Raw genomic sequence first — 16,686 nt, forward strand, 5'->3', positions numbered from 1 at the left:
CGTATCTTTTGTTGCAGTGCGCGCTTGGTGATTTTACTCCTTTATCGTCAGCCCTAGCCTCTTCTCTGCAGCCTTGATCATCTTCGGATCGAGTTCGGGTGGTGTAATATCGACCCCTTCCGACAGCTGATCCGCAATTGTCTTCAAAACCTGAATGCGGGCAAACCACTTGTGGTTGCCGGCAATCAGATGCCAGGGCGAAGCTTGGGTGGAGGTATATGTCAGCATATCGTTGATGGCGTCTGCATACTGGTCCCACTTTTCCCGATTGCGGATGTCTTCTTCCGTGAGTTTCCAGCGCTTGTAGGGATTGTTGAGGCGCTCATCAAAGCGGTGCAGCTGTTCATCCTGGTCGATATGCAGGAACAGCTTTACGATCCTTACATCATCGTCGCAGAGCATACGCTCGAATTCGTTGATCTCATGATAGGCGCGCTGCCAAGCGGGTTCCGGGCAGAGGTCCTCAATCCGTTCGACCAATACACGGCCATACCAGGAGCGGTCGAAGATGGCCCAGCTTTGAGGTTTGGGCAGGCGGGTTTGGAAGCGATAGAGGTAGTGTCTTCCCTGCTCGTTGTCAGTGGGAGCACCAATTGGGTGGACCTTGAAACCTCGCGGATCCAATCGTTCGGTGAGACGGCGGATTGCACCGCCCTTACCGCTGGCATCCCAGCCCTCAAATACAATGATCGCGCGCCGATTTTGGTGATGGTAGGCCTGTTGGATCGCAAGAATGCGTTTCTGCTGCTTTTTCAGCTTGCTTTCGTAACTGTCACGGTCGGAGATGTAGCTGTTGTCCAGATCCACGTCGGACAGATGAGGTGGTTTGTTTTCGATTACGATCTTGCTTGGCTTCTGCATCGCTATGAACATCCTGTACTACTGAAGCCTTCAGGGTAGCCAGATACAGGGAGGAGGGCAATGTGACCTTTTATGCGACTGACTATACTGGATACGTTAAAGCAACGTATTGATGCCATGTTAGAAACGCGAACGTTTACGATTGGATTGGCCAGATTGGCGTTGTTGATGTCGGTCGTGGGGAGTGCATTCTGGCCCGGTAGAGTAGCCGTGGCAGCGAGCTGGATACTGCAGGAAGGGCAAGACGTTGTGGGCGGTGTGGAATGGCACCGTGTATCCGAGGCCGATACGCTGGTCTCTATCGCGCGGCGTTTCGGTGTGGGCTATGACGAGATTATACGTGCCAATCCTATGTTGGATATCTGGTTGCCCGAAGCACAGCGGGATCTGCAACTACCATTGCAGTTTATCCTGCCCTCAGGGTCCCGTCAGGGGTTAGTACTCAACCTGGCTGAAATGCGTCTTTACTACTATCCACGCGAGGAGCCCGTCAGGGTGTACAGCTACCCAGTGGGTATTGGCCGCGAGGGTTGGCAGACGCCGGTCACTACCACCCGGATTGTCAGTAAAGTCACTGATCCCAACTGGTATCCACCTCAATCCATCCGCGAGGAAGCGTTGGCGACTGGTACGGCTCTGCCGGACTTGGTGCCGGCAGGCCCGGAAAACCCTTTGGGTAGTCACGCCCTTCGGTTGGGATTAAGTGGTTACCTGTTGCATGGTACCAATCGACCCGCAGGTGTCGGGATGCGGGTGAGTCATGGCTGCATACGCTTGTATCCGGAAGATATAGTGGCTTTGTTTGCACAGGTGGAGGTAGGCACAAAGCTGCGAATAATCGATGAGCCGTTTAAATTGGGCTGGTTGAACGACCAACTTTATTTGGAGGTGCATCCTGCGGCGTATACGTCCAGTGACGCGGGGAAAAGCAGTCTCGCTCAGTTGCTGGCCGCGTTGCGCAACATGGAGTCAGTAGGGCTAAATAGCTTCGCTATCCAAGAGGCTCTGGATGAGGCGAGTGGTGTGCCGGTTCATATTGGTACACGCCTGGCACGTCAGCCCTGAAGCGTGGGCTGACGAACCTGAAGGTAAAGCTTACTTTTGCATGGATTGCTCAAATGCGCGATTGATACGACGCGTATTGGCCTGACAACATGCCTGCGCATCCCGTGCCGCTTCCATTGCAGCAGCTGCATCGTTGGAAGCAGCATCAGCTTTTCTGGACGCTTGCTGAGCCATAGACTCTGCAGCTTGGGCGCGATCAAGTGCTTGTTGGGCCATCTCTCGCATAGATTCCATATCCGCTGAATTGGTGCTGGCACAGCCTGCCAGTAATGCTGCGAGTATCAAAGGAATAACTTGAGGTTTCATGGGTGCTTCCTCAATAGGATTTATAGGGACTTAACCTTGAAAATTATAGGTGATCTATCTCTTTGTGCCTGTTTTTTAGACATTAGTCGGCTTTTGGTGGTCGGTTAAATTTCGACAATCATGCTGTTTAGTTCGGCGCAAACCGCAGGTGATGCGGCTCTGTGGTGAGTAGGGTGAGTGGACGCATGGGGATTTAGTCGCAAGAGCTTTCTTTTGTTGCAGGCTCAACTAAATACCCCGCCGGCTGCAGGGCGGGCGTTCACTGGATGAGTGGATTAAGCGGCTGGAGGATGCGGTGTAACGAGTATAGAGGATGGAAGGCGTAGTGTTGCTCATTGTGGTCGCTCCAAGGTTCACACATGTCTAATGTTGTCGCGGGCCTTTCTCGAGTGAAAATCGAGCCCTCACTCAGGCCTGCAACTCACGCGCTTGATTGATGGGCGATAGATCTATTAAAAAAGAGACCCGTTTTTACACTTTTAAGACTTAGGTCGCATCATCCTGCCCTTACTGGGTCTATACTCCGAACTGAACAACTTTATTAATTCTGAAGTTCGGAGACTTGTCGGACATGGCAATTGAGCAGTTCGAAACCCTGAAGGAAATGGGGATAGACGATGTACATGATATCGAGAAGTACACCTCGCGTATCGAAGGTGACATGGATATCCTCAAAATCTACTTCCGTCGCCACCAGGGTGAATGGTTTGCCAAAAGCAAAAAGTTCAAATTTAAGCGCGTGTATAAAAACGTGTTGGTGAACGATGGCTTGGTGCCTTATCGCTCTACAACAGAGCCTTCACCTTTCTTTCTTCGTGCAGTGGCTGAGCTGGATGCCCTTGTGCAAGAGGAAGTGTCCACTCAGAACAAGAAAGAACAGTTACTTGATGAGCTGGAGCACTTGGAAAAAGTGGTGGCCCGAAAGATTGAGGATATCCGTCGGCAAATCGACGAGATGTAATGATCTTTCTTACAAGGCGCGGCAGGCCTTATCTTGTCGTGCCCTGCTTTCCTTTCCCCTCTCTCGTCTGATCTCTTCGCGGCAGCGTCGTGTCCACGGTTTTCAAAGCACTTGCGGATAAAAACTCACTCTAACGTCTAGTTTCGACTTTGTTTTGTAACAATTATCTCTTATCGTGTGCGTATAAACTGGTATACACCAGATTGGTTTGATCAACGACAGTTTGACGAGAGCGAACATGCATCCATTTATCCAGCAGATCATTGATCTGTACGAAGCTGAAGGTCACCACACCTACGGTGAAGGCATTAACCAGACGGAGCACGGCGTTCAGTGTGCGGAGTTAGCGCTGCGCGCAGGTGAATCTGCTGAACTGGTAACTGCTGCCTTGCTGCACGACGTGGGCCACCTGATGGCTACCACCGATATCGCCTTTGGCAACTACAAGCACGACTCAATCGGCGCAGAATATCTGGCACCATACTTCCCGCCTTCGGTAACCGAACCAATTCGTCTGCACGCTGAAGCCAAGCGGTACCTCTGTGCCGTAGAAAAGGGCTATCTGGAAGGCTTGTCAGCAGCGTCCCTGGACTCTCTCCACCATCAGGGGGGGCTGATGAACGAGGAAGAGCAGCAGGCGTTCCTGCAGGAAGAATATGCGGCAGATGCAATCAAGCTGCGTCGTTGGGATGACGAAGGCAAGGTAGAAGAGCTGAGCAACAAAACCGTGGCTCACTACCTGGATAGCATGAACGCTGCGATTACTGCAGAAGCAACGGCATAACCTCTCAGATTCGGAGAAAACGATGGCGAATAATAGCGAAATCTTCAAAAAACAGGGCTACATCGTCCTATCTCAGGGCCTGAATCGGGATGATATGGTAACACTGGAATCCAGCAGTCAGGCGCTGTCTCAGCGTGCAGGGGAACTACTGGCAGAATTGGCTGAAAGCGGTGAAAGCCTCAGTGACTTCTACAAGCGCCACGATGATGAGCTGATCGTGGTGCCGGAGATCGATGATCCGCTGAAAGTGTGCCGTTACGAATACATCGACGGTTACAGTGAAACGATCAACACCCAGATCGTGCCTAAGCTGAAGCAGTACATCGAAGAGCTGACCGGCAGCGAATTTCTGTTGTTCAAGGATAAATGCAACGCGAAGAATCCGGGTGGTGGTGCGTTTGACCCCCACCAGGACGTGATTGCGTATGACCAGTTCAAACCGGCGTACCATGTGACCGCAGCAATCTTCCTGGACGATGCTACGGTTGAAAACGGTTGTCTGCACTTCCCGGAAAACTACCTGGAAGATGTGGCAGAGCTGGATTCTCCGCTGACCGATACCCCGGTGGGTAAACTGCCTGTGTTGGCGAGCTACGATGGCGGTCCGGACAACGGCAATATCCGTCGGGAGATCTGCGATAAGATCCGCTGGAACCTGGTGCCTGCCAAGCGCGGTGACGTGGTTTTGTTTGATTCCTACGTGCCACACTACTCCGAGAAGAACAATTCAGACAAGACCCGTCGAGCAATGTTCTTCACCTTCAACGCGGCGGTGGATGGTAATTACTACCAGGACTACTATGCGATGAAGCGAAACGAATTCGACAATCCGAAGTTCCACGTCGCAACGCCGACGGCGCATTCGAAGCTGTAAGGTTGAGCGAAAGTGGAAAGAAAAAAGGCTGCCTCAGGGCAGCCTTTTTTGCGGGTATTTGGTGGAGCTGGCGGGTTTCGAACCCGCGTCCGCGAATCCTCTGCCTCTAAATCTACATGTTTAGGCTTCTCTATTGAGTTAACCCGTCGCGACCCGAGAGCCAGGGTGCTATGGGCGAGCCTCTTTAAGTTTTAACCGTTCAGCCTGAGACAAGGCTTCCGGGCGATTCTGTCTCGGATGACACCACAAACCTCCTAGTTACAGACACCTAAGAGTGTGGCGTAGCAGACTTATGCTGCTAGTGCGTAGTTATCGTCGTTAGCAACTATAACTGTGTAGTAATGGATTTACGTGATTCACTACACTCACGACATGCATTAAAGGGTTCGTAATCCCCGTCGAAGCCAAGTCAGCCCCTTATGTGCGGCCATTATAGCCTATGACAACAGAATTGTAAGAATTACTTCGCAACCATGAGGCGTTGTTTCTGGCGGTTCCAGTCTTTTTCCTTCTCGTCAGCGCGCTTGTCGTGCTGTTTCTTACCTTTCACCAGAGCGATCTCGCATTTTACGCGTTCATTTTTCCAGTAAAGGGAAAGCGCCACGCAGGTGTAACCCTTGGCCTGCACTGCGCCAATCAGGTTTGCAATCTCGCGTTTGTGTAGCAGTAACTTACGGTCACGGGTTGGGTCTGCTACCACATGGGTGCAGGCCGTTTTGAGCGGCGTAAAGTGTGCCCCAACCAACCAGGCTTCACCATTCTTAAAAATGATGTAGGAGTCGACCAGTTGAGCGCGCCCTTCGCGTAGACTCTTAACTTCCCACCCTGCCAGCGAAAGGCCTGCTTCGAATTTGTCACTGATCGTGTATTCGTGGCGGGCTTTTTTGTTCTGACAGATTACGTTGCTGCTGCTTTTTGCTTTCTTCTTCTTTGCCATAGCGCGCGATTATATAGAGCTGCAGGATGCAAGGAAAGCAGGAGGAAACTATGTTTCTTTTACGTAATTGGTGAATTTCTGTAAAGGACTGATTTTTAAGGTGCTTTAGGTCAAGGTTGATGCAAAGTGTCCATTATGTGTCCATATTGACTGGATTTAGCTCTACAACGTCCGAAAGATGCTCCGGTGATAGATGGGCATAGATCATTGTAGTTTTTATGTTGGAGTGACCAAGTGTCTTTTGCAGAGTGACCAGGCCGCCACCGTTCATTATGAAATGAGAAGCGAACGTATGCCTGAGAATGTGTGTGCTCTGGTAGAACGCTTTCTTAAATCCGTACTCCTCTAGCAACTCAGAAAACGTAACGCGGCTCCAGTCGGTTAACTGGCGATTCGGCAGCCATTTCATAATTTCGGCTTCGAGTTCCTGGGTGATCGGAATAGAGCGACTTTTCCTACTCTTGGTGTTGATGAAACGGATACGGCTGTGGTTGATGTCATTAGGCTTCAGGTTTCTGGCCTCTGACCATCGGGCGCCGACCGAGAGGCAGATTTTCGCATTCATATACAGATCGTAGTTATCCGCCTTTAGCTTTGCTAACAGGATCTCAATCTCTGTCTTGTCCAGGAAGTCCCGCTCGTTGTCATGGTCCTTGAGTGGCTCAACGTTTCGTAACGGGTTTTCGTAACGAATCAGGTCCAGCTTGGCCAAACGGTTAAATAGCCCCTTTGTGATGCGTAGATAAGCGTTTACGGTACTGATTGCCTTCTCTTGATCTAACAGGAGTGCTCGGAAATTAAGAAAGTCAGTGCCCTGGACTAAGCGACCCTGCTTATCTCTGGTGAAGGCTGCGAACTCTTTCATTACGTACACCCGCTGCCGGCCACTGGCAATGTGTTTACCGTGGTGAGTTCTCCATAGCTCGATCAGCTCGGACAGTTTGCGGGTATCTTTGGATTGGGGTTCCCAGGGAGAATCCTTTGCTTTGTTGATCTCGTAAGCTTCGAAGCGGGTTGCCTCGGCTTTCCTGTCGAATTTTCTGCGGATGCGGGGGCCGTTAGCACCGTAAGGGCGAATATCTACTAACCAACGACCGTCTGTAGTTTTGCGCGGCATAAAGTCACCATCCCTGTACCAGACACACCGTTAGCGGTTCAGCGCCTGGAGAACACGTTTCATGGTTTCCCGATCTTCGGGACACAGATTTTTTATGCCGTTGAGAATCCGTTTGTCTTCGTGGCCGGGTGGGTGTGTGCCCATAAGCCACCAATCCAAACTGATATTAAACAGGGTAGCGATTCTAATGAGGGTTTCAATATGCTCTGGGTTGCTTAGGCCTTGCTCCCACTTCTGATACGTACGAAGTGAGACCGCCAACGCATCAGCAGCGTCCCTTTGGCTGTATCGAGCGGCTAAACGTCCCTGCTTAAGTCGCTGGCATTGTTTGGGTGTCACTGAGCCACTATATGGAAATGTCACAGGAATTCAGCAAACTACCCAGCAAATGGGTAGTGACTCTGTGTAGAGTACCCTTTTGCTGGGTACTTGCTGGAAATTTGATCGAATCGTCTCTACAAAGTTCGCCCTGTTGTACCACACAAGAAAAGGACTTTGATATGAACATGGTAGTTTCAATCCCTTCCGACATCGCCCGTATGCGCGAAGCAGACAAGATTGTAAGGCGGTGGTGTGCAATCCAGAATCTGCCTGATCCTGTAGAACGAGTACGCCAGTTCACAGAGTTGAGAAAAGGTTTGTTCGAATTCGCCCAAACCTATGGGTACTAAGTGCAGAAAGCAGATGAAATAGTGTGCTTTCGGTGCAACTGTGCCACTGCTATCACTGGTTATTGTCTGTTCATAGCATTGCTGATAAGTTGTGCTTTGGCGGCATTTTGTTGCTAATGGATGATTCTCGCTAGGCCATGGAATGGTTTATTGGTTACCCCCCCCTCCACAGCCTCCCGGCACGTCCAATACGTACCTTGCAAGGCTATTAACCTTGCTAGGACGGAATATAAATATGTTATGTGTTATCGATACGCTGGAGATTGTGTGAAGTTAATTAATATCGATGAAGACGCCCCTGATACCTTCTACATTTTTGTGAATCAGCTTAATCCTATAACTGAGCACAATTTCAAGCACACTAAAACATTCTCATCTGGAGCCGTCGCTTCATGTATGAATGAGGACTTTGCGAGAAAGTTTGTAGACGGTACTGCAAGATACCTACCATATGAACCCTGTGAGTTTGATAATTTGGCGGTGTCACCATATTGTCTAACGGCTATAAACGACTATCGTATAGAGTATGATGCAGAGGTATATCGTGAGAAACACCACCCACTTTATCCCTCTAGGCTCTCTGCTCTATATGCATTCGGCAGCATGGAAATGTGTCAGCTTGTTTCTCAAAGGTATGGCTGGCAACTGGATTCTGTTCACAAATTTCGATTAAAAGACTGGCCTCTAACCCGGATAGCTAAAGTCAATATGGAGCATGTGTCCTTGGCTCGTCATGCCTATAAAGTATCAATGATGCAAGATATCGATAGGCTATGGGGTGGTTACTGGTCGGGGTTTGATGAAATCATCCTTGAATTACCATCGCATGATTTTACGCGCAAACAATATAGCTCTGGTGTTATTTGGGAGTACCTTATAGAGGGGGTTGTTGAGTGCTGTTAGAGAAAGCACATAACAAGGCGTACAAGCGGGACAAGGCTCAGCACGCTTTGCCCCATAGCTGAGCTTAAGCATAAGGAAGTGGTGTGATGGAAGTGGATCTTGTTCGGGTGAATCGTCCTTTTATAGGAATGTTGAAAAATATGGCAGGGGGTATGGCGGCAATCTCAACTACGATATTGATACTAGCAGCAGATGAAAAACTGCCAACAACAGGGGGGAGCGCCTTTATCTTGGCTTTGACCGCGTTGTCAGTGCCCCTGTTAATAACTTCTATTATCATTGCTTACGACCTAATTGGAAGGGAAGAGGCTCCCGGAAAGGTTCATGCATATTTTTCGTATGCCTTTTGTTTTGGTGTTGCCGCAGGGATTGTTGGCTATCTTTTTATGCTGGCTAAAGTATCGTTTTTGGCACCTATAGCCTTTGTGATTGGTATAGCTATAGGTGGATACTTTTATACCAAAGCAGATAAATTAATAAATACATAAATAAATAGGATTTAAGCTAAGATGCTAAAGGCTGCGGTGTCTTCTGTCGCTTAAATTTTATGCGGTGAGATGAAGATTGCTATCTGTATGTTTTTAAATCTATTTGTTTGAAATATTGAGTGGGATTTTTATTGATGGTTTTACAGGCGGATACCTTAGGTTTACTTGGTAGTATTGCTTCTCTAATTGCTCTGGTGGTAATGGCTTTTCAATTGATTAGAGGGTGGCGTAATAAGATTATAGACAAACAGGAAGAGCATAAGCGTCTTTGCGAAAACTTAAAAGAAGAGGTGAATTTTCTAGCGAGCAAGGCTACAAATCATCAGAGGAGAATGGAGATTTATATGTTCGCTAACTCGACAATAAGCTACGCTCGACATCAAGAGCTGGCTTACAGAATTGTAAATGTTTTTTTGCATGTTATTTCTTTTATAGCATATATTATTTGTGTTGACCTATCTTCGTGATAGTGATGGGTTTAGATATATTGATTTTCAGCATGAAGGAGTTGTATTCGACAGTGTTGTTGTTATTATTCTGATTACTATTGCTTATGTTAATTGCTTTTTGTTTTTTGGTCTGAAGAAGTTTATTGCACTCAATAATTCTTACACTGAAGGATTTCTTGGTGAGTTTGAAAAGCAAATGAAGGAAAAGTATGACTAAGTATAGGGCCATCTATAGGTTCTCGGTATAAAATCACGATCGTATCCATTTTTGAGTCAAAGCTACAGGAATTATATGCAAGAGGGAGTTAAGCGTAATTATCTACTTTCACTAACCTGTGTTTTGCTTCTAGTTACTGCTGGCTTCAGTGGCGCATCGTCCTTGAATGAGAAGAAATACCAAAGGTGTACAGAGCTTTGGTCCTGTTCATCTTCGGTGCAACAAACGATTAGTCATAACTGGGTTAGGCCTCAAAGCGCTGTGAATGGAATGAAGGTCAAGTTAGCGATCCGGTTGACAACCGAGGCTCAACTTGAAGATGTATACATAGTGGAGTCTAGCGGTAGTTATGAATTTGACGTAAGCGCGATAAACGCGGTAAGAAACTCAGCACCATTTCCTGTTCTGCTTGGGCTGCCTGTGGAGGACTTTAACAAGTACTTCCGTCGTTTTACGATTAACTTTGAGCCACACGATCTTCGTCAGTAGCTTTCGTTGTGGCTCAAACAAGCTGTTTTGTTCACGTCTTGTTATTGAATTCTTCCCGAAGGATCGTTACATCTGAGGGTGCATTGACCTTGAGCTTCACTGCTTTGGATTCGCGCTTTTCGTAGTTATAGCGGTGGTAAAAGGAGACGGTGATCTCGTCTCCGACATGGATTTTCTGACCTTCCTTAATCGTTAGCACTAACATCCTTGTACTCCTTTCTAAATAGCTTCTTCGCTTTCTAACCGATCGTCCTGTCGAGCGTTCAGTTGTTCCAGAATCAAATCTGCTGTTTGCTCTGGGGTTAGAAGCGTTCCTGTTGCTTCTGCCGACTCCAAGATACTAACAACAGCATCTCTAAGGCTAGTCCTAGTACCAGACAAATCAGGACTTACTTGACCAGCCTCAGGGATTGTCTTCCCTGTTACTAGCCAATAAATGTATTCCGGGAACCTTTGGCCTATCAGGTCGAGGTGCTCGGAGTTCATCCTCTGCCTTCCTTCCATTACAGCTTTGACCGTTGACCGCTTTATGCCGGTCAGCTCTTCAAAGTCCTTATGTTTGCTTCGCTCAGTAGTGCAGCTATTGACCAAAGCTATAAAACGCTCGTTGATCATAAAAATATACTAGCCAAATATTTACTAGTAAATTATTGACTAGGCAAATAGTTGCTAGATAATATTTTACTAGTTGATTGCAGACACAATCAGTATATCTCAAAAGGCAAAACGGCATGGAATTAAACGGCAACCTCTCAAATCTCCCGCCTTTCATGGATCAGAAAGAATTTGCTGACCGTGTAGGCGTTACCACCGATCAGGTAAGGCACTACGTCAAAGAGGGTTATCTCCCAGTAGTAAAGCTTTCCAACGGCTCTACGGCGTCTAAGCGCACCTTCATCAATTGCATGGCACTTCAGGAATGGCTCTCTCAACAGGGTCAGGAATGGGTGCAACAGCAGTTGGCAGGGGGTGCGCGATGATCAACCGCATCCTGGTCTTCGCACTAATCGCATTCGGTGCAACGGGTCTTGTCTTCGATCTCGAATCCGAATCGCTTCCTTACTTCGTGAACGCCGTCGCTCTGTTTATCGCAATTGTGATTCTCGACTTCACAGTTAACCCACTTAAGTACATCTCAAGTGAGGAAACAGACGATGAATAAAGGTTCCCACAAAGCCGTTTCCGTTACAGGGGCGAACGGCTTGGGGCACGGGGTAGCTCACCCTATCCCGTGTATAGGTCTGCCAACTGACACCTGTCAGCTGGTTGACGCACTCCCGGTTTGCATGCCGTTGGCCGGGAGTGCAGCCCTGTGAATAAACGGCTACGAGCACTCCACAAAACAGCAGAACAACTCGGTTACTGCTTGGTATGTGGCGGTACAGACGGCGTTTGTACCTGTAAGGCTCAAGCCGCTGTTCCCGTTAAACGGCGCATGTTTTCGGACTATCGCAAAGGCGAGGGTCCAGCACGGTTTTACATCTGCTTCCGCTGCAAAGGCATCGTTGCAGCCCCAGCAGATCAAGAGCTGGTTATCTGTCGCTGTGGATATGACGTACGCGTCCCACTCCAGAAGAAAGATAACCAGCCAGTAGTTACAGAACTACCAAGGCGAGCACTACGCAAACCATCACTCAGGAGGGCAACCCTATGAGGCTCAACAAACAGGAAAAACTCGCCCTGTGTGCCCTGGACAAGATTGTCCGTGCGCTCTCCGGTGGTGCCGCTGCACTCCTTACGTTGGAGGAGGGCAGTGCACTGAAAAACTGCCTTGGGTTCGACATCCAGGAGTCCACAACTCCGATGGGAGGGATCAACGCACTGGTAAGGGGTAAGGATTACCCACTCGTGTTGTTGATCTCCCCCAGGGGCCAGTTTGAACAGCCCCCGCGTAACTGTTTCTTCCCGTTCCAGATACGGGAGTACAACTCCAAATTAATCACGTGTCCGCGCTGTGGAAGCCAAGCGCGGGAAGCACGACAAAACGGCTGAAAAGGTGAAAGTCATGCAAGCATCAATGAAAGTTCAGGTACTGGCAGCGAAGCGTTTCAAGATGGACAACGGCTACGCCGCAACCACCCTCTACTGTGTCGGCGCAATGGTCGATGAGCAGGACAAATTCGGTAAACCGCCTATGAAACTGAGCGGTGAATTTGAAGTGCTCGACCAGCTGCGCGGCAACATCCCCGGCGAAATGGAACTGAATGTGGAATTCCGCCAGGGCTCCAAAGACAAGCTCGAACAGTACGTTCTGAGCGCCACCCCGGTTGATCGTCCAGCGGCTCAACAGAAGCCTGCACAGACTGCACCGGCTAAGTAAGCACCCGGGTAATCAACGTGGCGACCTACCTGATCTGCAACGGCGGTACCGAGTATTTCGATAAGGGGAATACACGCTTTAAGTGTACCGAGGCGTTAGAGCTGTACAACGAATCAGAATTGGTCGCCATCCTCGAAGCTCGCGGTGTGATTTCAGATTCGCCGCAAGCCGGTCTTGATCCTGCATCACTCGACCGGCTCGCGGCAGCAATTGAACAGTTCAACCAAACCATGGATGGGCTGTTTACGTTCGACCCCGTGCTTTTCAGCACGGTTTTATTCGGATGCATCATCTTCTTCTCCAAAGGCTGGGGTGCTGGTGTTGTCGTCCGCCTACTAGGAAAACGATAAGGGGAACTCTCCAATGAAAAAGTTTCTGACCTCCCGTGCTGAACGGGCTTCTCAAGCCTTCGGAACCCTCCGTTCCAAAGGCGCAAACATGGCCAAAGCCACCGGTACCGCCCTGGCTGCGGGCGCTGCATTTGTTGGCACTGAAGTTATGGCGCTGACCACTGACCAGAACGCCCAGATCACAGCGGCTTATGACGCCACCGGCACCTCCGTAAACCTCGTGATTGCAGGTTTGCTGGCAGTCGTCCTGCTGCTTACCGGTTTCGGCATCATCTACATGCTGCTGAAACGCTAAACCATGTTTTTGTCGGTAGTACTGGCCGTCGCGTGGTGGTCCTGCTTTATGTACGGCTGGTACACCGGCCGCATCGCATAAGGGGAGGCTTCGGCCTCCTTTTTTCTTTCTGGGGTGTGTGGTGAAACGAATTATCGATTTTGGGTTGTTCTGGGTGCTGGGGTTGGTTGGTGGCTTTCTGGCTACAATGCCTGCGCAGGCGTATGACGGGTATTTTTATATAGAGCGAACCACCGGACTTTTCTATAAAGGTGGCACAGTTTCGGAAGCATGGGACGCAATGCTTAACCATTACGGGTCAGATGCTTCTACTGCTGTGGAGCCTACGCAGACTAACGATCTGGATTGGAACGGTAAGTTTTATCCAAATCAGTATTATCGGGACAAAGATCAAAAATTTGATGGCGTAGTGCGGCGTCACATCTGTACGGACAATCCTGATCTTGCGTCTTATTGCGGTCCTGAGCCTGTAGATTGCCCAGACGCAGGCACACAAAAACGCCTTGGCTACACCAAAACCGAAACGCCGGGAAACTATGACGGCGGCGGTCTAGTTCTCAATATCACCAACGGAGCGAGCCAAGGCGCATCAATCGTACGCGACGGTTGTGGATACGAACGTCTACCTTCTGCCAAACCCGATGATTGCTATCTCTACGCCTATGACAGCGAAGGTCGCCAAAAGTGGAACTGTTACGCCAATTACCAAGCTACAGGCGAAGCTGCTGATGCTGACCCAAACAGCGGCGTTGAGTACTTCGATGAATCCGAAGAAGACGCCCCCAAAGAAGCTGACGGCGTAAAAGACACCCGCCAATCCAGTGTGACCAAAACTTCCACCGATCCGGTTACGGAAATGGTCGGTACCAAGAAAGTTACCCGTAAAACAGAGATCACCACGGAAACCCGTGGGGACGGTGCTGTGATCGAAAAGCAGGATGACATCACCGTCATTACTGAAAGTAACGGCATCACCAAGACCGAAACTAAGACCACCACAACCACCACAGAGGCTGACGGTTCGAAAACCGTTGAGACCACCAACAACATCTCGTATACCCAGCATCCCCAGGTGATCTACAACATCGATAACTCCGAGAACAAGATCACCGTTTCAGAAGCACCAGGCGGTACCACTTCTCAAACCGTCACCACCAAAGATACCTATGACGCTGAAGGCAACCAGACCGGCAGCGAGCAAAGTAGCGGTCCGGTTCAGGGTGACGACGTTGCCAAAGAGTCCGAAGAGAAACAGACCTGCGAAGACAGCCCGTTCATGGACAAGTGTCTCGATGACTTCAAGAAGACCGCCAAAGGCGAGTTCGGTGATATCTCCGCCAAGATCGCCGCAGCCAAGAGTGACTTTGAATCCAAGTGGACGCAGATCAAAACCGAAGCCTCTAGCAAGCTGGGTTTCACCCTCAACGGTGGCGGTGCACTGGAACAACACATTGTCGTTATTCGCGGCGTGGAAGCCGATATCGGGATCACCCGTTGGGTGCCGTACTTTGACGAGTTCGGCCTTGCTGCACTCATCATGGCCGGGGCTGCGCTCTACGCCGCAATCATCATGTTTAAGGGGTAAGCAAAATGGAGATTATGAAAGCCTTACAAGGCATCTATGACTTCATGGTCAACGGGTCGTACACCTTTGTGCATGAAGCTATGGCTCAAGCTGTGCAGTTCGCGGTGGTGGGTTACTTCACTGTGAAAGGCTTTGTCATGGAACAGCTGTGGCTTGTAGGTAAAGCGGTGCTAGATCAGCTCGATCTGTCCACCCTGATCCAGACGCACTGGGGCCACTTGGACAGTAACTTGATGGCGTTCCTCACCCGCTACCGCGTACCTGAAGCTGCAAACCTCATCCTCAATTCTCATATCACCGTATGGCTCTGGAGGATGATGACATGACCGCTGTTATCCATCACGGTCCACCGGGATCATTCAAAAGCTTCGGTACCATCCAGCGCGCCAAGATACCTGCGCTTCAGAAAGGCCGTGTTGTCGTCACTAATATTCGTGGTTTTGACTCCCTGGAACGCATCGAAAACGCCCTGGAATGTAAGCTCCCGCCTGAGTCTCAGATCATCTATGTAGAAGCGGACAGCGACAAAGGTTTTCAGGCCATGGCGCGCTTCTTCCATTGGGCACCCAAAGGCGCATTGATCGCCATTGATGAAACTCAGCGGGTCTGGTCCAAAAAGCGAAACCGCGACCTGAAAAAGTTCGACCTGCCTCTCACTGACGACGCGGGCGAATACCGATCAGAAGAAGACATTAAGCGAGACTGCCCGCTCTGGGATGGCGACTACGACCGCCCGGAAACCGTCGAAAACGCCTTCGATCAGCACCGGCATTACAACTGGGATATCTATCTCACCACGCCAAACATCAGCAAAGTACACGATGAAGTCCGTTCAGTCGTAGAGATCGCCTACCGTCACCGTGGTATGGGTGCGCTCCTGCCGTGGTGGAAAAACAAATGGAAGGAATTCACCCATGACGCAGAGACCAGCGGTAAACAAATCAGTCATTACCTGGGTACACCAAAAACCTACAAGGCAGACCAAAGAATCTTCGCCTGTTATCAAAGCACTAAAACAGGAAAAGCCAAAGGCACATCAGAAGCTCGCCCTCTATATCGAGACCCTAAACTACAAATGGTTTTCGGGGCGATCTTTGGGATTTTCATTTGGATCGGCTATCTCTTCGTTGATTTCCTCGAAACCAGTCCGTTGGTTAACGGCATGCCTCAGCAAACTGCTGAAGCGACTGATCAAAACAGCGCTGAAGTTGGTGCTGGCCGTCATGGGTATGATGCTGGTAGCGGCGTTGCTCAGACTGATATTGCGCGTCAGTTTGACCGTCTGACGCCTCCGCCGACCGCATCAACTCAAGCACAAAAGACCGTGCCAACGGCAGCCAAGACTCACTACGTCCTCACCGATCAGGCCGACCCACTCGCCGAATACTTCACTGACGAGTACGACATCCGCTTAGCCGCTGCCGTGTATGTCCCTGGACGGGAAACTCTCTACTACCGTGTCACCGTCTATCAGAACGGCGACCGCATCGACCAGTTCACCCAAGACGAAGTCCGGGCCTACGGCTACCAGGAAGATTACGGGGCTGCGGGCCTGCGCCTTCGGCGCGGCGAAGCCGTGTTTCTTGTGCGTCCTCTAATTGCTCGCCGTATCCAGTCCTCTAGGCCAATAGAGGCACGCAAGCCGGTCATCACTGAAGGGCTATCAGTCGTGAACATGTAAGCCCAACAGCGTTCGGACAGTCCCGGAGACCCAAGCAATGGCACGTTTCAGCAAGGACCGCTTTCGAGGTCGGCAGCACACCAACTCCAGTAGCACAAACGGCAACGGCAGTTGCACCGTTACAGGGATCACACGCGGTTTGCACTTTGCGCCGCGTTTCGTCCGTTTCGGGAACTCCGGCAGCTCCATCGGTAGCAGCAGCTGTATCCAAATGTCCTTTTCCATGCCGTATGCCTCTTCGCCTTGGTTTATCAGTGATGGTCGCGCTCGCTTGCGAGCATGGGCGGCCATTGCTGATGAACATCACCCAACTGAGCGCACTGAGACAGTCAA

Annotated in this window: 26 protein-coding genes, 1 other RNA gene and 1 pseudogene; 20 read left to right on the forward strand and 8 right to left on the reverse strand. The window is 49.9% G+C overall.

Going from position 1 to position 16,686, the window contains the following annotated elements:
- Positions 1-33 precede the first annotated feature (33 nt).
- Positions 34-861 carry a polyphosphate kinase 2 family protein gene (locus QKW35_RS10120; protein WP_282352789.1) on the reverse strand — a complete coding sequence of 276 codons (828 nt, stop codon included), beginning with the start codon at positions 859-861 and terminating at the stop codon, positions 34-36.
- 72 nt (positions 862-933) lie between these two features.
- Between QKW35_RS10120 and QKW35_RS10125 the strand changes: the two genes are divergently transcribed.
- Positions 934-1,926, forward strand: a complete 993-nt coding sequence (locus tag QKW35_RS10125; protein ID WP_282352790.1) for a L,D-transpeptidase family protein — start codon at positions 934-936, stop codon at positions 1,924-1,926.
- Positions 1,927-1,956: 30 nt separating this feature from the next.
- Here the strand turns inward: QKW35_RS10125 and QKW35_RS10130 are convergent, their stop codons facing one another.
- Entirely contained in the window at positions 1,957-2,232 is a 276-nt protein-coding gene (locus QKW35_RS10130) for an Lpp/OprI family alanine-zipper lipoprotein (protein WP_282352792.1), read from the reverse strand.
- A 571-nt stretch (positions 2,233-2,803) separates the two neighbouring features.
- Between QKW35_RS10130 and QKW35_RS10135 the strand changes: the two genes are divergently transcribed.
- The 3 genes from QKW35_RS10135 (at position 2,804) to QKW35_RS10145 (ending at position 4,851) form a co-directional block, all read left to right on the forward strand.
- Positions 2,804-3,193: a DUF3461 family protein gene (locus QKW35_RS10135; RefSeq protein WP_282352794.1), complete on the forward strand. Its 390-nt coding sequence runs from the start codon at positions 2,804-2,806 to the stop codon at positions 3,191-3,193.
- Positions 3,194-3,431: 238 nt separating this feature from the next.
- Positions 3,432-3,977 (forward strand): HD domain-containing protein, encoded by a 546-nt coding sequence (locus tag QKW35_RS10140; RefSeq protein ID WP_282352795.1) that lies wholly within the window; start codon positions 3,432-3,434, stop codon positions 3,975-3,977.
- Positions 3,978-3,999: 22 nt separating this feature from the next.
- Positions 4,000-4,851 (forward strand): phytanoyl-CoA dioxygenase family protein, encoded by an 852-nt coding sequence (locus QKW35_RS10145; RefSeq protein WP_282352796.1) that lies wholly within the window; start codon positions 4,000-4,002, stop codon positions 4,849-4,851.
- Between the two features lie 59 nt (positions 4,852-4,910).
- Here the strand turns inward: QKW35_RS10145 and ssrA are convergent.
- The 4 genes and pseudogenes from ssrA to QKW35_RS21325 all read right to left on the reverse strand — a co-directional run.
- Positions 4,911-5,268: a transfer-messenger RNA gene (gene ssrA, locus QKW35_RS10150) on the reverse strand.
- A gap of 43 nt (positions 5,269-5,311) precedes the next feature.
- A complete protein-coding gene (smpB, locus tag QKW35_RS10155) occupies positions 5,312-5,788 on the reverse strand; it encodes an SsrA-binding protein SmpB (protein ID WP_282352797.1) in 477 nt (158 codons plus the stop codon).
- Between the two features lie 133 nt (positions 5,789-5,921).
- Positions 5,922-6,905: a phage integrase gene (locus tag QKW35_RS10160; protein WP_282352798.1), complete on the reverse strand. Its 984-nt coding sequence runs from the start codon at positions 6,903-6,905 to the stop codon at positions 5,922-5,924.
- Between the two features lie 159 nt (positions 6,906-7,064).
- Positions 7,065-7,268 (reverse strand): annotated as a pseudogene (locus tag QKW35_RS21325) (helix-turn-helix domain-containing protein); the annotation flags it as partial.
- 137 nt (positions 7,269-7,405) lie between these two features.
- Between QKW35_RS21325 and QKW35_RS10165 the strand changes: the two are divergent.
- The 5 genes from QKW35_RS10165 to QKW35_RS21330 all read left to right on the forward strand — a co-directional run bounded on the left by QKW35_RS10165 (position 7,406) and on the right by QKW35_RS21330 (position 10,122).
- Positions 7,406-7,576, forward strand: a complete 171-nt coding sequence (locus QKW35_RS10165) for a hypothetical protein (RefSeq protein WP_282352799.1) — start codon at positions 7,406-7,408, stop codon at positions 7,574-7,576.
- Positions 7,577-7,843: 267 nt separating this feature from the next.
- Positions 7,844-8,479: a hypothetical protein gene (locus QKW35_RS10170; RefSeq protein WP_282352800.1), complete on the forward strand. Its 636-nt coding sequence runs from the start codon at positions 7,844-7,846 to the stop codon at positions 8,477-8,479.
- A gap of 86 nt (positions 8,480-8,565) precedes the next feature.
- Positions 8,566-8,967: a hypothetical protein gene (locus QKW35_RS10175; protein ID WP_282352801.1), complete on the forward strand. Its 402-nt coding sequence runs from the start codon at positions 8,566-8,568 to the stop codon at positions 8,965-8,967.
- A gap of 134 nt (positions 8,968-9,101) precedes the next feature.
- The gene (locus QKW35_RS10180; protein WP_282352802.1) at positions 9,102-9,434 is read left to right on the forward strand and encodes a hypothetical protein; all 333 of its coding nucleotides are present in this window, start codon (positions 9,102-9,104) and stop codon (positions 9,432-9,434) included.
- A 274-nt stretch (positions 9,435-9,708) separates the two neighbouring features.
- Positions 9,709-10,122 (forward strand): cell envelope integrity TolA family protein, encoded by a 414-nt coding sequence (locus QKW35_RS21330; RefSeq protein WP_425607998.1) that lies wholly within the window; start codon positions 9,709-9,711, stop codon positions 10,120-10,122.
- Between the two features lie 31 nt (positions 10,123-10,153).
- On the opposite strand, the gene QKW35_RS10185 is transcribed toward QKW35_RS21330, so the two are convergent.
- The gene (locus QKW35_RS10185; protein ID WP_282352803.1) at positions 10,154-10,327 is read right to left on the reverse strand and encodes a carbon storage regulator; all 174 of its coding nucleotides are present in this window, start codon (positions 10,325-10,327) and stop codon (positions 10,154-10,156) included.
- Between the two features lie 14 nt (positions 10,328-10,341).
- Positions 10,342-10,737: a hypothetical protein gene (locus tag QKW35_RS10190; protein WP_282352804.1), complete on the reverse strand. Its 396-nt coding sequence runs from the start codon at positions 10,735-10,737 to the stop codon at positions 10,342-10,344.
- Between the two features lie 116 nt (positions 10,738-10,853).
- Here QKW35_RS10190 and QKW35_RS10195 point away from each other — a divergent pair, with 116 nt between their 5' ends.
- From QKW35_RS10195 to QKW35_RS10245, 11 genes are all read left to right on the forward strand, one after another.
- A complete protein-coding gene (locus tag QKW35_RS10195) occupies positions 10,854-11,102 on the forward strand; it encodes a MerR family transcriptional regulator (RefSeq protein WP_282352805.1) in 249 nt (82 codons plus the stop codon).
- Entirely contained in the window at positions 11,099-11,284 is a 186-nt protein-coding gene (locus tag QKW35_RS10200; protein ID WP_282352807.1) for a hypothetical protein, read from the forward strand. Before QKW35_RS10195 ends, QKW35_RS10200 begins: the two co-directional genes overlap by 4 nt.
- The gene (locus QKW35_RS10205; protein ID WP_282352808.1) at positions 11,277-11,438 is read left to right on the forward strand and encodes a hypothetical protein; all 162 of its coding nucleotides are present in this window, start codon (positions 11,277-11,279) and stop codon (positions 11,436-11,438) included. Before QKW35_RS10200 ends, QKW35_RS10205 begins: the two co-directional genes overlap by 8 nt.
- A 334-nt stretch (positions 11,439-11,772) precedes the next feature.
- On the forward strand, positions 11,773-12,114 hold the full coding sequence (locus tag QKW35_RS10210) for a hypothetical protein (protein WP_282352809.1): 342 nt from the start codon (positions 11,773-11,775) through the stop codon (positions 12,112-12,114).
- A 13-nt stretch (positions 12,115-12,127) separates the two neighbouring features.
- Entirely contained in the window at positions 12,128-12,442 is a 315-nt protein-coding gene (locus QKW35_RS10215) for a hypothetical protein (protein ID WP_282352810.1), read from the forward strand.
- 17 nt (positions 12,443-12,459) lie between these two features.
- Entirely contained in the window at positions 12,460-12,792 is a 333-nt protein-coding gene (locus QKW35_RS10220) for a hypothetical protein (RefSeq protein ID WP_282352812.1), read from the forward strand.
- A 13-nt stretch (positions 12,793-12,805) separates the two neighbouring features.
- Positions 12,806-13,087, forward strand: coding sequence for a hypothetical protein (locus tag QKW35_RS10225; protein ID WP_282352814.1), 282 nt, complete (start codon positions 12,806-12,808; stop codon positions 13,085-13,087).
- 121 nt (positions 13,088-13,208) lie between these two features.
- The gene (locus tag QKW35_RS10230; RefSeq protein ID WP_282352815.1) at positions 13,209-14,672 is read left to right on the forward strand and encodes a hypothetical protein; all 1,464 of its coding nucleotides are present in this window, start codon (positions 13,209-13,211) and stop codon (positions 14,670-14,672) included.
- A gap of 14 nt (positions 14,673-14,686) precedes the next feature.
- Positions 14,687-14,998 (forward strand): hypothetical protein, encoded by a 312-nt coding sequence (locus QKW35_RS10235; RefSeq protein ID WP_282352816.1) that lies wholly within the window; start codon positions 14,687-14,689, stop codon positions 14,996-14,998.
- The gene (locus tag QKW35_RS10240) at positions 14,995-16,353 is read left to right on the forward strand and encodes a zonular occludens toxin family protein (protein ID WP_282352817.1); all 1,359 of its coding nucleotides are present in this window, start codon (positions 14,995-14,997) and stop codon (positions 16,351-16,353) included. Before QKW35_RS10235 ends, QKW35_RS10240 begins: the two co-directional genes overlap by 4 nt.
- A 37-nt stretch (positions 16,354-16,390) precedes the next feature.
- On the forward strand, positions 16,391-16,686 hold a 296-nt coding region (locus tag QKW35_RS10245), incomplete at its 3' end, for a hypothetical protein (protein ID WP_282352818.1).

Source organism: Pontibacterium granulatum, from assembly GCF_029961155.1.
Classification (GTDB): Bacteria; Pseudomonadota; Gammaproteobacteria; order Pseudomonadales; family Balneatricaceae; genus Pontibacterium; species Pontibacterium granulatum.

Coding starts and splice junctions, on each gene's coding strand:
- QKW35_RS10120 (WP_282352789.1), bottom strand. CDS start 861: ATGCAGAAGCCAAGCAAGATCGTAATCGAAAACAAACCACCTCATCTG.
- QKW35_RS10125 (WP_282352790.1), top strand. CDS start 934: ATGCGACTGACTATACTGGATACGTTAAAGCAACGTATTGATGCCATG.
- QKW35_RS10130 (WP_282352792.1), bottom strand. CDS start 2,232: ATGAAACCTCAAGTTATTCCTTTGATACTCGCAGCATTACTGGCAGGC.
- QKW35_RS10135 (WP_282352794.1), top strand. CDS start 2,804: ATGGCAATTGAGCAGTTCGAAACCCTGAAGGAAATGGGGATAGACGAT.
- QKW35_RS10140 (WP_282352795.1), top strand. CDS start 3,432: ATGCATCCATTTATCCAGCAGATCATTGATCTGTACGAAGCTGAAGGT.
- QKW35_RS10145 (WP_282352796.1), top strand. CDS start 4,000: ATGGCGAATAATAGCGAAATCTTCAAAAAACAGGGCTACATCGTCCTA.
- smpB (WP_282352797.1), bottom strand. CDS start 5,788: ATGGCAAAGAAGAAGAAAGCAAAAAGCAGCAGCAACGTAATCTGTCAG.
- QKW35_RS10160 (WP_282352798.1), bottom strand. CDS start 6,905: ATGCCGCGCAAAACTACAGACGGTCGTTGGTTAGTAGATATTCGCCCT.
- QKW35_RS10165 (WP_282352799.1), top strand. CDS start 7,406: ATGAACATGGTAGTTTCAATCCCTTCCGACATCGCCCGTATGCGCGAA.
- QKW35_RS10175 (WP_282352801.1), top strand. CDS start 8,566: ATGGAAGTGGATCTTGTTCGGGTGAATCGTCCTTTTATAGGAATGTTG.
- QKW35_RS10180 (WP_282352802.1), top strand. CDS start 9,102: ATGGTTTTACAGGCGGATACCTTAGGTTTACTTGGTAGTATTGCTTCT.
- QKW35_RS21330 (WP_425607998.1), top strand. CDS start 9,709: ATGCAAGAGGGAGTTAAGCGTAATTATCTACTTTCACTAACCTGTGTT.
- QKW35_RS10185 (WP_282352803.1), bottom strand. CDS start 10,327: ATGTTAGTGCTAACGATTAAGGAAGGTCAGAAAATCCATGTCGGAGAC.
- QKW35_RS10190 (WP_282352804.1), bottom strand. CDS start 10,737: ATGATCAACGAGCGTTTTATAGCTTTGGTCAATAGCTGCACTACTGAG.
- QKW35_RS10195 (WP_282352805.1), top strand. CDS start 10,854: ATGGAATTAAACGGCAACCTCTCAAATCTCCCGCCTTTCATGGATCAG.
- QKW35_RS10200 (WP_282352807.1), top strand. CDS start 11,099: ATGATCAACCGCATCCTGGTCTTCGCACTAATCGCATTCGGTGCAACG.
- QKW35_RS10205 (WP_282352808.1), top strand. CDS start 11,277: ATGAATAAAGGTTCCCACAAAGCCGTTTCCGTTACAGGGGCGAACGGC.
- QKW35_RS10210 (WP_282352809.1), top strand. CDS start 11,773: ATGAGGCTCAACAAACAGGAAAAACTCGCCCTGTGTGCCCTGGACAAG.
- QKW35_RS10215 (WP_282352810.1), top strand. CDS start 12,128: ATGCAAGCATCAATGAAAGTTCAGGTACTGGCAGCGAAGCGTTTCAAG.
- QKW35_RS10225 (WP_282352814.1), top strand. CDS start 12,806: ATGAAAAAGTTTCTGACCTCCCGTGCTGAACGGGCTTCTCAAGCCTTC.
- QKW35_RS10235 (WP_282352816.1), top strand. CDS start 14,687: ATGAAAGCCTTACAAGGCATCTATGACTTCATGGTCAACGGGTCGTAC.
- QKW35_RS10240 (WP_282352817.1), top strand. CDS start 14,995: ATGACCGCTGTTATCCATCACGGTCCACCGGGATCATTCAAAAGCTTC.